Origin of the sequence: Paraliomyxa miuraensis (genome assembly GCF_026337845.1) — a bacterium.
Classification (GTDB): domain Bacteria; phylum Myxococcota_A; class Polyangia; order Nannocystales; family Nannocystaceae; genus Paraliomyxa; species Paraliomyxa miuraensis.
Map to the genome: position 1 here is coordinate 141,306 of NZ_JAOVZF010000150.1, position 12,527 is coordinate 153,832.

Genomic DNA, 12,527 nt, shown 5'->3' on the forward strand with positions numbered 1-12,527 from the left:
TCATCGATCGTCACCCCGCGACGGCGGCTGCAGTGGCCGCGGCTGCCGCTCGGGCGGAGGCTCGTCGGGCCACGGGGTGGTCGTCATGTACACGACCACCATCGACGCCATGGCCATCCACGCGAGGGGATACGCGAGATCCCAGGGGATGAAGCCCGCCAGCAGCTGGTCGGAATCGCCAAGCGGCAGCGGAAACACGTGCAGCACCACGAGCAGCAGCAGCGCGACGGTGAGCACGCGCCGGGCCCGGATGGGGGCCCGGACGGGGGCCCGAACGGGGGCCCGAACGGGGGCCTGGACGGGGTCGGCCACGGGGGGTCCGATGGTAGAACAGCTCATGGCTCCGCGCCGCATCCGTCGCCCGACGCTCGGGCTGCTCGGGCTGCTCGCGACCGTGACCGCGGTGGGCTGCCCGGTCGACGTGCCCGACCCGGGGCCGGGCTTTGGCTCGGGCCCGGGCGAAGGTACGGGCACGAGTCATGCGGAGTCGACCTCGACCTCCCCGATCACGACGACCGCGCTCGACGAGAGCGGGCCGCCTCCGCCCGCCGTGTGTGGTGACGGCGTGATCGCAGGCGACGAGCAGTGCGACTGCGGCGGCATTCCCTGCGATCTCGAGGGGCTCTCCGGGCTGACCTGCGCCGACGTGGACGACCCGGAGGCTCCCGGGCCGCTGACCGGCGGGGTCCTCGACTGCAACCCGCTGACCTGCCGCTTCGACACCACCGCGTGCACGTGGTGCGGCGACGGCATGCTCCTTGGGGTCGAGGAGTGCGAGCCCCCGGGGCAGCCGCTGCCGGGCAGCTGCGCCTTCCTCGGCGCCGGGGTGGCCGGCGACGCGATCTGCAACGCGCAGTGCCGCGAGGACGTCAGCGGGTGCACGTTCTGTGGCGTGGTCTTCGAGTTCGATCGCGGCCCCGAGGGCTGGACCGCGCTGGCGGGCAACCCGGCCGCACCACCGCCGAGCTGGGCGCAGGGGATGGCCGCGCCCGGGGTGGGCCCCGGCCCTCACTCGGGGGTGTGGAGCACGAACCTCGCCGGGCCCTACCTCGACGACGAGAGCAGCATCTTGCGCTCGCCGCCGATCCAGCTACGACGCGGATGCGTTCACGATGCGCTGGAGATCCGCGTGCGCCACTTCATGGACTTCGAATCCGCCGGCCCCGTGATCACCGACGGCGGCAACCTCCAGGTCAGCGACGATCCGACCACCGGCTTCACCGTGCTGATGCCGGTGTCGGGCACCCTCTACGACTCGGGCACGCTCGGCACCACGCACGTGCCCCCCGACGGCCAGCCTGGATTCCACGGGCAGAACCCCGACGAGGACGGGTGGACCGAGTCACGCTTTCGCCTCGAGGGCTTTGCCCGCTACGACCCGCTCTACCTGCGGTTCGTGTTCGGCAGCGACGACTCGGGCACCGCCGACGGGTGGACGATCGATCGCGTGGAGCTGCTCGAGGTGCCGTAGCTGGCACGTACGTGGATGCTGGAGAACAGGAACGGTCATCCGGAGCCCTCCGTGAGTCGCTTCACGGGGAGGAGCGTGCAACCTGCTCGATCCAAGGGTATAAAGCGGTCTTTCGCTCGGATTGATGGCCGACGGCGTTCGTTCGCGAGCTCCCACGCTGGAGCTGGCGAGGACGATGGCCGACGGCGATGATGCCGGGTGCCGACCAACGAAGAACGAGCGCCACGCCCAGGGCGTGGCGCTCGACGCACGAAGAGAACGAAATGTCGAACAAACTGTTTGTAGGCGGATTGAGCTGGGATACGAACGACGAAGGGCTCAAGAACGCCTTTGGCCAGCATGGCCCGGTCGTCGAAGCCAAGGTCGTGATGGACCGAGAGACCGGCCGCTCGCGTGGCTTCGGGTTCGTGACCATGGGAGACGGCAGCGCGGCCCAGACCGCGATGCGCGAGATGGATGGCAGCATGCTCGATGGCCGGTCGATCCGCGTCAACGAGGCCAGTGAGCGCGGCGGCGGCGGCGGCGGCGGTCGAGGTGGCGGCTACGGTGGTGGCGGTGGCGGCTACGGTGGTGGCGGTGGCGGTCGCACCGGAGGCCGGCGCTACTAGCACCTGGTTGGATCCTGGACCTCCTGCCCATCGAGCTTCGCAGCGAGCGGAGCTCGATGGCATCGCCAAGGCCTGCACGATCGATCGGAGCGCGACTCGATGACCGACGACTCGCCGTCCGACTCGTCCGACCAGCCCTCGGCGGCGACCTTCACCCGTGAGCAGGACGCACGGATCCTCCGCGGTCTGGTCGAGGACGAAGCGGCGTTGCTGAAGTGGATGCGCGAGCACGGACACTCGGCCCGCTCGGTTCGTGCGAGGGCCGCATTGCTGGGCCTGACCAATCAGATCGTGCAGCAGTGCCGGATCAACGGCACCTGGCCCTCGATGCGAGAGTGTCTGGCCTGCGAGCAGCGGTTCTTGTCCACGGGGTCACAGCACCGCCTGTGCCGGCGATGCCGACAGCTGAGCTGAACTCGAGTGCGAGCGAGCGGTTTGCACCGCCTGCTCGCCATCGGATGCGGGGACCTCGGGCGACCGCCGCCGCAGCCACGCCCCGATCGTCTTCACCTCGTCCGGGCTCAGGAACACCGTGTACGCCGCGAGCATCATCGGGGTGAACCACGCCACGTAGAGCAGCGCCTGGATCCCCAGGTGCATCAGCACGCCGAACCCGAGGAACGGCTTGCGCAGATCGGGAAAGCGCCGCGGGCGGCCGAGGAGCTCGCGCAGCCAGTGCAGCAGCACGAACCCGCCGAAGCCCACCTCGTAGACCAGCACGGCCCAGGTCATCGGCCGCAGCACCCACGGCTGGACCAGCGCCAGCGCGCGGTCCATGACGAAGTGCCGGTTGTAGGGATTGGCCAGCGTGTAGTAGAGCGCGGTGCCCTGCTCGCGCCAGGTCTCGCCGGTCTTGAGCGCCCCGGTGGACACGTACACCACCGCGATCTGGAGCTGGAGCACCCGGCGGCACCACACGGGCACCCGCCCCCCCTTGCCGCGCCAGCGGGCGTCGAGGCTGAGCCCGCGGCCGGCCGGAACCACCATCAGGATCGTCGCCAGCGCGGTGTGGAGCTGGTCGGGCAGCGCATAGAGCAGCGGCTGCCTCCCCACCATGCTGATCCACACCACCCACGCGATCACCGAGACCACCCGGGTGTAGAGCCCCACCATCCACATCACGTGGGCGAGCACGCCGATGCCGAACACGGTGCGCACGGCCCAGGGCTCGCCGATGGTGAAGAACAGCGACCACCGCGAGTGGAACGCCTCGCGGGCCGCGGCCCCGCCGATGGTCGCGTGGCTCGAGAAGTAGTCCGACACCGCCCCGAGGTGGGTGAGCATGCTGGCGGTCATCACGGCGACGACCGCAATGCGGCATAGACCCAGCGCGGTGGGATCCTCGTCGTCGAGCATCGCGCGACCGAGCAGGCGATCGACGCTCGCCCATCCGCGGGTCCATGCGCTCGCCATCAGCCGGATCGCCTCCGCTGGTCGTCCTCGATCATCTCGCGCACCTGCTTGACCTTGCAGTACGCCACCGTGACCAGCGCTCGACGGGACCGCCCCAGCGCGGGCTTGCCGGCCGCGACCTCCTCGGGGCGGGCGAAGCGGCGGGTGACCTGCTCCATCACGATCTTCTCGGGCACGGGACCCTGCCGGGCCTCACGAACGCACACCGCCCGCAGGTACCACGTGCGGTGATCGTTGGCGCGCTTGGGATGGAAGTTGGCGTAGTGCCTCCAGATGTCCTCGCGGGACTTGTTCCACGCCCACACCGTGCCCCAGCCGTTGCGCTCCTGCTCGGTCTCCCAAAGCGGCCGCGTGGTGCCGTCCTCGTAGTGCGCGGTGAGGTTCATGTACGTCTGCGCGCGCTGGGGATTGGGCGCATACATGCGCCAGCTCTGCACGAAGCTCACCTGCCGAAGCTTGCCTCCGAGCTCCGAGGACCACGCGCCGACCCAGTCCGTGGGCAGGTTGGGACCCACGATCACCACCACCACGGCGAGCACCCCGAGCGCCCGGACCACCCTCGACAGCGCCCTCATGGGCGACGCCTCCGGGCTCGCCGAAGCCCCAGCAGCAGCAAGTGCGCCCAGGGCCCGCCTCCGGCACCGCGGCGGTCGCCGACCGAGGCCCGACAGGCGCATCCCGCCGCGCCCTCGCCCGGCACGACGCGGTCGACCGCCGCCCCCGGCCCCTCGCCGCCGTCGTCGGAGCTGCTGCCCCCGTCCGCGGCGTCGTCGGGCAGCGCCGCCGAGCTGCGCACCAGGAACCCGCTCACCGAGGCATCGGTGGGGCTCGCGTCCACCACCGTCACGTGCAGCACCTCGCCGGGCTCGAGCCCACCGAGCGTCACGACGTAGTCGTCGTCGGTGACCTCGGTGCCCGCGAGCTCGAGGTCCCAGTCGCCGGTGACCAGCACCAGCTCGCGCACCGGATCCTCGAGCCCGGTGGGATCCTCGGGGGGTTCCAGCGGAGGATCGTCCACCGCCACCAGCTGGTACTCGAACTCGATCGGCGCATCCCCGCGCTTGACCAGCACCAGGCCTTCGACCGGATCGTCCGATCCGCGCGGCCGCAGGGTGAAGGCGACCACCATGTCGTCGGCGTTCGGTGGCACCTCGTAGCGCAGCTGCATGGGCGCGGGATGGAACGGGTGGATCCCGCTGTCGGCCCGGCGCAGGTTCATGCTGCGGCCGTCGTCGACGCGCGTGGGGTCGGTGATGACGCGCGGGCAATGCAGCAGCCCCCGCGCATCGAACGAGCGCTGCAGGAGCGTCCAGTCGTCGGGATGCAGGCTGCCGTCCTGCACCTCGAGGTCGGCCTGCTCGAGCACGAGCGCCGCCGCTTCCTCGAGCGCGATGTCGGGAGGCATGCGCATCAGCGCCTCGATCACCGCGCGATCGAGCGCCTCCTTGCCGGTCTGCGACAGCCGCTTGCGGGTGGCCCACAGCGCGGCCGTGAACGGCTCGCCGTCGTTGTGCGACTGGCCCACGATGTCGTCGGGGCAGGTCCGGGAGTTCTCCGCGTCGCGGATCGAGGGCGAGCCGATGCCCGACCAGAACCGGCCCACGTACTCGGCGAGCCGGGGGTCGTCGGTCAGCATCACCGAGAAGTAGTCGGCGAGCGACTCGTTGAGCGCCCCCGCGTCCACCAGCGAGGCATCGGACCGCAGGCGACGATCGCCGAGGTTGTCGGGGGCCAGCAGCGCGACCATCCCGTGCCCCAGCTCGTGGTAGACCACGTCGCCGTCATAGCCGAAGTCGACCTCGGAGCCCTGCCCGAACAGCATGGTGGGCCCCTTCTCGGGGTCGCACTGGTTGGTGTAGTAGGCGTTGTTCAGCGGGCTGTAGTCGAACGACGACGAGGGCTCGAGGGTGTGGACGTTGGCCAGCATCGACGAGAATTCGCACTTGAACTGCTCGATGCCCTTCTCCCGCATGGCCTCCAAGAAGCGCTCGGCGTGCACGTACATCGACAGCTCCGCGTAGGGATCGAAGCGGTCGATGTTGTCCTGCACCAGCACCACGTTGGGGGTGGGCACGAAGAAGTCGCCGTCGTCGTTGGAGAACACCGTCTGGACCGGCCAGCACTCGTCCTCGTCCCACCAGGGCGAGACCTCGTCGGGCTCCTCCCCCAGGCAGTTGAAGGCCTGCACCCGCGGCCCCACGAGCGGATGGCCTGCATCCTCCACGTGGATGTCGTAGAGCTCGACCTGCACCGGCACGGGGGTCTTGGAGGGATTCTCGGCGAACACTCGCGCCCGGCTCGCGCGAACCTGCTCGCGCTCCCGCAGCACGCGACCCGTGGCCGCGCTGACCCACACCGTGGGGCGCGAAGGCTCGGGCCGAAGGCTCAGGGCGAGCTGGGTCTCCCAGGCGAGCACGGGATGTCCGAGCACCATCAGATAGACCAGGATGGGCGGGCCCTCGAGCTGCGGCTCCCGATCGCCGTTTCGATGGAGATCGAGGTGCGCGGCCACCAGGGCCGGGACGTCGGCCGCGGGAATCCGCGCATCGGAGGGGCGTAGCTGGGGCGCGGCCGTGGGATGCGACGATGACAGCACCTGCTCGCTGCCGTCGCCCAGCACCCGCACCGTCTCGTAGGCCCCGCGCACCGGCAGGCCGTGCAGGGCCAGCTCGCGCTGCTCCACCCGACCGCCGCGCGACAACCGAGGCGAGAGCGCCAGCGGCCGGCTGCGCGCCACCGTGAGCTCGGGCCCCACGGGCCCCGGCGCGCCGTGGGCCACCGCCCCCATCAGCATCCCGAGGATCGTCGCCGCGCTCACCCACGGCGCCCGTCCTCGCCGCACGAACCGGCCCATCGGTCCGCATGCCGAACTGCCCATCGATCCGCCCCCAGGGCGCCGCGTGCTGCTGCCGTGCATGGCGCCGCAAGGATAGCCCATCGGCTGCGCGCGCTGGGGGGCTCCGATCCTCGCGATGCGGCGGGAGGCAAAGCGTCCCAATCCGACCAATGGCGATGATGGGGCGTCGTCGGCGAGGCGATCCACGTGGTAGGTTGATCGAGTCCATGGTGAAATCGGTGGTGACGGCGCTCTTCGCCGCAGCGATGGGATCCGCCCTCGTGGCGGGATGCTCGGTCGGCGACCCCTTCGACTTCGGCGGGCCACGCAGCTGCGAGGTTCCCGATCAGAACGAGTGGGTGTACGGCTTGATGCAGGAGGCGTATCTGTGGGCCGACGAGCTGCCGCAGATCGATCCGCTCGACTACGACACGCCCGAAGCGATGGTCGCCGAGCTCCGCGTCGGCCACGATCGTTGGAGCCGGGTCTCCGACAAGGCCCGCTCCGACGCGCTGTTCCAGGAGGGCAAGGTGGTCGGCCTGGGCTTCCGAACCCGGCGCGACCCGCTGGGGCGGGTGGTCGTGGCCACCGTCGACGAGGGCTCGCCGGCTGCCGCCGCGGGGATGAAGCGCGGTGACGTGATCCAGTCGGTGGGCGGCCTGTTCACCGAGCAGATCGACGAGGAGAACCGCTGGGGCGACGTCTACGGCGAATCCGAGCCGGGGGTCGCGGTGGATCTGCACGTCGAGGAGGCCACGGGCGAGGTCCGCGAGGTCTCGTTGGTCAAGGACTGGATCTCGATCGTGACCGTCCCCACCGTGCGCATCCACGAAGTGGAGGGCCGACCGGTGGGCTACGTGGTGCTCGCCACCTTCGTCGACACCTCCACCGACGCGCTCAACGGAGCCTTCGCCGAGCTGAAGGCCGCCGGGGTCCGCGAGGTGGTGGTGGACCTGCGCTACAACAGCGGCGGTCTGGTCTCGGTGGCGCGGCACTTCATGCACCTCTTGGCCGGGGGCGTCGCCGAGGGCCGCATGGCCTACCAGGTGCGCTACAACGACGCGTTCGCCGACGAGAACGACGAGCGCGAGCTGATGCGCCTCGATCACACCCTGCCCGCGGTCGACCACGTGGTGTTCGTCACCACGGGCACCACCCTCTCGGCGAGCGAGCTGCTCATCAACGCCGTGGCCGCGCACGTGCCGGTGTCGATCGTGGGCAACACCACCGGCGGCAAGCCCGTGGGCTCCAAGCACTTCGACTTCTGCGACAAGATCGCCGTGCCGATCACCTTCCGGCTGCTCAACGCCGACGGCGTGGGCGACTACTACGACGGCCTGCCCCCCACCTGCGCCGCACCGGACGACCTGATGCACGAGCTGGGCGACGCCGAGGAGGGCTCGCTGGCCACGGCGCTGCACCTGCTGGCCACCGAGCAGTGCCTGGCCCACCCGGGCGACGACGAGGGCGAGGGCGCTGGCGCCAGCGAGCCACCGGGGCTGCGCGACCCTCGGAGCGCTCCGTCCCGCCGGGTACCGCCGCCCTCCGAGCTGGAGACCGAGTGGCCCGAGCTCGGCGGCCTGCGGTAGCCTGGCGCCGTGGCCCACGCCGTCTTCGACCCTCCACGTCACCGATCCCGGCGCCTGGGTCTGTGCGCTGCCCTCCTCGGTGCGCTCCTGTCCTGGGGCACGGGCCCCGACCTCGGCGGCCGTCCCGCCCGCGCGCTGGCTCCGGGCCCGGCCGAGGGCTCTTCCGCCCCGGCCCTGGTGGCCGAGATCGACGCCGCCCTCGCCAAGCGATTCCTGGCCGAGGCCCAGGTGGGCGTGTCGGTGGTCGACCTCGAGACCGGCGAGGTCCTCTACCAGCGCGGCGACACGGTGCCGCTGAACCCCGCCAGCAACGTCAAGCTGGTGACCACCGCGTCTGCGCTGGGGCTGCTCGGTCCCGCCCACCGCTATGCCACGGGCCTCTACCACGACGACGGCGCGCTCTCGGGCAGCACCATCAAGGGCGACCTCTATCTGCGCGGCAGCGGCGATCCCTCGCTGGTGAGCGCCGACCTCTACGAGCTGGTGGAGACCCTGCATGCGCGCGGCATCAAGCGGATCACGGGGGGGATCGTGGTCGACGCCACCTGCTTCGATCGCGACGAGCTGCCGCCGGGATTCGACCAGAAGCAAGAGCTGGCGTCGTACCGGGCCCCCAGCGGCTGCATGTCGGTCGACTTCAACACCTTCGAGGTGCACGTGCGTCCGGCCGAGGGCGTGGGCAGCCCGCCGTTCGCCGGGGTCGTCCCGCCGGTGGAGGGCATCACCCTCGGTGTGGAGGCCACCACCGCCTCCGGCCGCCGCCGCTCGCTGTTCGCCGACTACGAGGACGACGGCCCCGCGATCGCGCTGCGCCTGCGCGGCACGGTGGGCGTGGGCAGCAGCGCCACCACCCTGCGCTACCCCGTGGTCGACCCCTCGACCCACGCGGGACAGGTGCTGGCCTCGCTGCTGCGGCGCGGCGGGATCAAGGTGGGCCGCAGCAGGATCACCACCGGCAAGGTCCCCGCCAAGGCCCCGCTGGTGGCCGCCCATGCCTCGGCCCCGCTCTCGGTGCTGGTGCGCTCGGTCAACAAGCTCAGCAACAACTTCATGGCCGAGCAGATCCTCAAGACGATCGACCAGGACTCCTCGCCCGCCACGTTCGACGGCGCGCTCGGCCGCGTGCGCGCCCACCTCGCGGCCCTGGGCGTGCCGAGCGAGGGGCTCTCGCTGGGCAATGGCTCGGGGCTCTACGACACCAACCGCATCAGCCCCGCCCAGCTCACGGCGCTGCTCTCGGCGGTCTACGCCGACCTCCGCGTGCGACCGGACTTCCTGGCCTCGCTGGCCATCATGGGGGTCGATGGCACCACCCGCAGCCGGCTGCGCAAGAGCTCGCGCGCGGGCTGGATCCGCGCCAAGACCGGCACCCTCGACGGCGTGTCGGCGCTGTCGGGCTACGCGGGGGCGCCCGATCGCGATCCGATCGCATTCTCGATCCTGTTCAATGGCCTGCGACGCGCCGACACCTCGCAGGCGCGCGCCGTACAGAACGAGATCGTCGAGCTGCTGGCGAGGCACGCGGCCGGCTTGCCGCTGTCGGGGGAGGCCCGCAGCAAGTCCGACCCCGACGACACGGCCGAGGACGCCGAGTAGCAACGCGCGGCTCCTCGCACACGACCGACGGCTGGCTACGCGCGGCAGGCGGGCGGCGCCTCGCATGCACTCAGGGCCGCCGCACACGGGTGCAGGACCTCGGCGATCGCGGCGGCCTGGGCCGCGCGGCGGTCGGCCGGATCGAGCACCCCGTGCGCGCGCAGCCACGCGCGATCGTGGTCCACCATCGCCACCGGCATCGCACGCACGCTCGCCTCGACCGCGCGACGCAGGTGCGCGAGCAGTCGGTCTCGTGTGGCACCGCCGCAGCGCGACAGGAGCCACGCCAGCGTGCGCCAGCCGAGCGCCGCGTGGCGCTGCTCGTCGGCCGCGATCGCCTCGAGGGTCGCCCGCACGGTCGCAACGGTCGCGTGGGACAGGGCCGCGCGGGCCTCTGCCGCAGCCAGGGTCTCGCCGATGCACGCCTCGTCGATCACGGCCCGGGCCACCGCCTCGAGCGTGGTCGCCGGGCTCGTGCCCGCCGTGGCCAGCGATCCCGGTCCCACCGGGCGCCCCCCGTAGCTCGACGCCAGGCAAAAGCAGCGCCGGGCGTGGTCGATCTCGTCGAGCCCGGCCCGCTGCGCATCGGCCAGCAACGACGGGGGCGCCCCCAGGGCCATCAGCTCGAGGGTGAAGCGGGCGAACGAGGCCACCGAGGCGTGCTCGAGCTGTGCGGCCTGGGTGTAGTGCTCGGCGATCCGCCGGCGCACCACGGCCGGGAGCCCGGAGACGTCGGTGGTCGGCCCGGTGCTCCAGTCGGCTCGCACGATCGCGGGAGCCGTCACCGGGCAGCCGTCGACCAGCAGCGGTCGACCGCAGCAGCAGAAGTCCTCGCACGCCCAGTGGCCCTCGCTCTGCGGAAAGCAGTCCACGTAGTCCATGCAATCGAGATCGGAGCGGCACTGGTCGTCGGGGGTGAGACAGGCGGCGCCATACGAGATCCCGCAGCCGTCCTCGCCCTGGCCCAGCGCGCACAGGGAATTGCCGCAGCTGGCGTCGTCGGTGCACGACGACGCGATGCACCGCGAACGCGTCGGATACTGGGTGGCCGAGACGGTCCCTCCGCACGCGCACACCTGATCGGCGTCGCAATCGGCATCGGTCGCGCAGCCATAGGAGCAGCTGCAGAACTCCTCGCCAAAGAACGGATCGCTCTGCTGTAGACAGCGCCCAAAGGCGCCCGCGGTGCAATCGGCATCGGTCGCGCAGTTCTGGCCCTCGAGCGCGCAGCTCTGCCCTTGCGGCTGCGGAACCTCGCAGGCGATCGCCTCCACGCGATGCACGACCCCGTCGTCGCAGATCTCCCAGCCCGTGGGCACCGTGCCCGCCACGTCGGCCTGCAGGATCGGCATCGCCCCCTCGCAGGTGATCGTCGGGACCTCGTCGCCGCTGGCCGCGCTCCCGTCGATCGAGATCGCGGGTCCGCACGCCGCTCCCCAAAGGCCCAGCGCCGCCAGGATCGAGGCGCGTAGCTCCGCCAGACCATGCTCCATGCCTCGAGGATCCCACGCCCGCCCCACGCCGCGCAAACCTCCCGTCGCCCGTCCTGCTACGCTCCCGCCGATGCGCTTCCTGCACCCCGAACGCGACGAGCAGCTCGAGCTGTCCCTGGACGATTGCTTCATCGTGCCGGGCTTCTTCGACGGGCGCTCGCGCCGAGACGTGGATCTTCGTCCTCACGACTTCCCCGTGGGCGCCCACCCGCTGGTCTCGGCCAACATGAACGCGGTCACCGGCAAGCGCATGGCCGAGACGGTGGCGCGCCATGGGGGCCTCGGCGTGCTGCCCCAGGACATGTCGCTCGCCACCGTCGAGCGCATCGTCCGGCACATCCAGACCGCCAGCCCTCGCTTCGACACGCCGCTGCAGGTCGCCCCCCGGGCCACCCTGCGCGACGTGCAAGGCATCATCCGCAAGCGCTCGCACGGGATGGTGGTGGTGGTCGACGACGAGCGCCGGCCGCTGGGCATCATCACGCAGCACGACCTGCGCGACCGCGATCAGTACACGGCGGTGGGCCACGTGATGTCGACGCACATGGTCACCCTCCCGTCCCACGCCGACAATCGCACCGCGTTCGAGGTGATGCAGGAGGCCCGCCTGCGCGCGGTCCCGGTGGTCGACGACGGGGGCCGCCTGTGCGGCGTGCTCGAGAAGGATGCCGCCGTGCGCACGGAGCTGCTGCGCCCCACCGTCGACGAGGCGGGGCGCCTGATGGTCGCGGCCGCGGTGGGGATCTCGGGCCAGACCGCCCGCCGGGCCGCCACGCTGCGCGAGCTGGGGGTGGGCTGCCTGGTGATCGACACCGCCCACGGCCACCAGCGGCGCATGCTCGAGGCGGTGCACGAGGTGCGACAGCAGCTCGGGCCCGGCGTCCCGCTGGTGGCCGGCAACGTGTGCACGGCCGAGGGCACCCGGGCGCTCATCGAGGCCGGGGCCGACGTGGTCAAGGTCAACGTGGGCCCGGGGGCCATGTGCACCACGCGGATGCAGACCGGCGTGGGCCGCCCCAGCTTCAGCTCCGTGCTCGCCTGCGCGCGCCAGGCCCATGCGCTCGGTCGCCACGTGTGGGCCGACGGCGGCGTCCGCCATCCCCGCGACGTGGCGCTCTACCTCGCCGCCGGTGCCTCGCGGGTGATGGTGGGCACCATGCTCGCGGGCACCTTCGAGAGCCCCGGCGACATCAAGGAGGATCGCGAGGGGCGGCTCTACAAGGAGAACTACGGCATGGCCTCGGCGCGCGCGGTGCAGGAGCGCAACGAGACCGACGATGCATTCACCCGGGCCAAGAAGGGCTTCTTTCGCGAGGGCATCTCGACCTCGCGGATCTATCTGCGCGAGGGCTTCGAGAGCGTGGGCTCGATCATCGTCGATGCGATCACGGGGATCCTCTCGGCGTTCACCTACGTGGGTGCCGCCACCCTGCCCGCCTTCCACGAGCAGGTGGTGGTGGGCGTGCAGACCACCGGCGGCTGGCAAGAGGGCACCCCGCACGGCCGCGTGCGGGGGTGAGG

11 protein-coding genes are annotated in these 12,527 nt (G+C 71.5%); 6 read left to right on the top strand and 5 right to left on the bottom strand.

Features of this window, described 5'->3' with window-relative positions:
• Positions 1 to 312: a hypothetical protein gene (locus tag OEB96_RS17450; protein ID WP_266217137.1), complete on the bottom strand. Its 312-nt coding sequence runs from the start codon at positions 310 to 312 to the stop codon at positions 1 to 3.
• Positions 313 to 337: 25 nt separating this feature from the next.
• Between OEB96_RS17450 and OEB96_RS17455 the strand changes: the two genes are divergently transcribed.
• The 3 genes from OEB96_RS17455 (at position 338) to OEB96_RS17465 (ending at position 2,493) form a co-directional block, all read left to right on the top strand.
• Entirely contained in the window at positions 338 to 1,471 is a 1,134-nt protein-coding gene (locus OEB96_RS17455; RefSeq protein WP_266217138.1) for a hypothetical protein, read from the top strand.
• Between the two features lie 188 nt (positions 1,472 to 1,659).
• Complete coding sequence (locus tag OEB96_RS17460) at positions 1,660 to 2,079, top strand: RNA recognition motif domain-containing protein (RefSeq protein WP_323137411.1); 420 nt, start codon at positions 1,660 to 1,662, stop codon at positions 2,077 to 2,079.
• Between the two features lie 99 nt (positions 2,080 to 2,178).
• Complete coding sequence (locus OEB96_RS17465; RefSeq protein WP_266217139.1) at positions 2,179 to 2,493, top strand: hypothetical protein; 315 nt, start codon at positions 2,179 to 2,181, stop codon at positions 2,491 to 2,493.
• Here the strand turns inward: OEB96_RS17465 and OEB96_RS17470 are convergent.
• Genes OEB96_RS17470 through OEB96_RS17480 form a run of 3 tightly spaced genes read right to left on the bottom strand, consistent with a single transcriptional unit; the run spans position 2,452 to position 6,346 of the window.
• Positions 2,452 to 3,492 carry an HTTM domain-containing protein gene (locus OEB96_RS17470; protein ID WP_266217140.1) on the bottom strand — a complete coding sequence of 347 codons (1,041 nt, stop codon included), beginning with the start codon at positions 3,490 to 3,492 and terminating at the stop codon, positions 2,452 to 2,454. The two genes, OEB96_RS17465 and OEB96_RS17470, sit on opposite strands and share 42 nt — an antisense overlap.
• Entirely contained in the window at positions 3,492 to 4,067 is a 576-nt protein-coding gene (locus OEB96_RS17475; RefSeq protein WP_266217141.1) for a hypothetical protein, read from the bottom strand. Before OEB96_RS17475 ends, OEB96_RS17470 begins: the two co-directional genes overlap by 1 nt.
• A complete protein-coding gene (locus tag OEB96_RS17480) occupies positions 4,064 to 6,346 on the bottom strand; it encodes a gluzincin family metallopeptidase (protein WP_266217142.1) in 2,283 nt (760 codons plus the stop codon). Before OEB96_RS17480 ends, OEB96_RS17475 begins: the two co-directional genes overlap by 4 nt.
• A 209-nt stretch (positions 6,347 to 6,555) precedes the next feature.
• Between OEB96_RS17480 and OEB96_RS17485 the strand changes: the two genes are divergently transcribed.
• Together OEB96_RS17485 and dacB are read left to right on the top strand one after the other, a co-directional pair.
• Positions 6,556 to 7,917 (top strand): S41 family peptidase, encoded by a 1,362-nt coding sequence (locus tag OEB96_RS17485; RefSeq protein ID WP_266217143.1) that lies wholly within the window; start codon positions 6,556 to 6,558, stop codon positions 7,915 to 7,917.
• Between the two features lie 9 nt (positions 7,918 to 7,926).
• A complete protein-coding gene (gene dacB, locus OEB96_RS17490) occupies positions 7,927 to 9,513 on the top strand; it encodes a D-alanyl-D-alanine carboxypeptidase/D-alanyl-D-alanine endopeptidase (protein WP_266217144.1) in 1,587 nt (528 codons plus the stop codon).
• A gap of 35 nt (positions 9,514 to 9,548) precedes the next feature.
• Here dacB and OEB96_RS17495 read toward each other — a convergent pair whose 3' ends face one another.
• Positions 9,549 to 11,006, bottom strand: a complete 1,458-nt coding sequence (locus tag OEB96_RS17495; RefSeq protein ID WP_266217145.1) for a ferritin-like domain-containing protein — start codon at positions 11,004 to 11,006, stop codon at positions 9,549 to 9,551.
• A gap of 70 nt (positions 11,007 to 11,076) precedes the next feature.
• Here OEB96_RS17495 and OEB96_RS17500 point away from each other — a divergent pair, with 70 nt between their 5' ends.
• Positions 11,077 to 12,525: a GuaB1 family IMP dehydrogenase-related protein gene (locus OEB96_RS17500; RefSeq protein ID WP_266217146.1), complete on the top strand. Its 1,449-nt coding sequence runs from the start codon at positions 11,077 to 11,079 to the stop codon at positions 12,523 to 12,525.
• Positions 12,526 to 12,527: the final 2 nt, after the last annotated feature.

Excerpts from the sequence above, each read along its gene's own strand:
- OEB96_RS17495 (WP_266217145.1), bottom strand. The coding sequence starts at position 11,006 with ATGGAGCATGGTCTGGCGGAGCTACGCGCCTCGATCCTGGCGGCGCTG.
- OEB96_RS17475 (WP_266217141.1), bottom strand. The coding sequence starts at position 4,067 with ATGAGGGCGCTGTCGAGGGTGGTCCGGGCGCTCGGGGTGCTCGCCGTG.
- OEB96_RS17460 (WP_323137411.1), top strand. The coding sequence starts at position 1,660 with ATGATGCCGGGTGCCGACCAACGAAGAACGAGCGCCACGCCCAGGGCG.
- OEB96_RS17485 (WP_266217143.1), top strand. The coding sequence starts at position 6,556 with ATGGTGAAATCGGTGGTGACGGCGCTCTTCGCCGCAGCGATGGGATCC.
- OEB96_RS17465 (WP_266217139.1), top strand. The coding sequence starts at position 2,179 with ATGACCGACGACTCGCCGTCCGACTCGTCCGACCAGCCCTCGGCGGCG.
- OEB96_RS17500 (WP_266217146.1), top strand. The coding sequence starts at position 11,077 with ATGCGCTTCCTGCACCCCGAACGCGACGAGCAGCTCGAGCTGTCCCTG.
- OEB96_RS17480 (WP_266217142.1), bottom strand. The coding sequence starts at position 6,346 with ATGGGCCGGTTCGTGCGGCGAGGACGGGCGCCGTGGGTGAGCGCGGCG.
- OEB96_RS17455 (WP_266217138.1), top strand. The coding sequence starts at position 338 with ATGGCTCCGCGCCGCATCCGTCGCCCGACGCTCGGGCTGCTCGGGCTG.
- OEB96_RS17470 (WP_266217140.1), bottom strand. The coding sequence starts at position 3,492 with ATGGCGAGCGCATGGACCCGCGGATGGGCGAGCGTCGATCGCCTGCTC.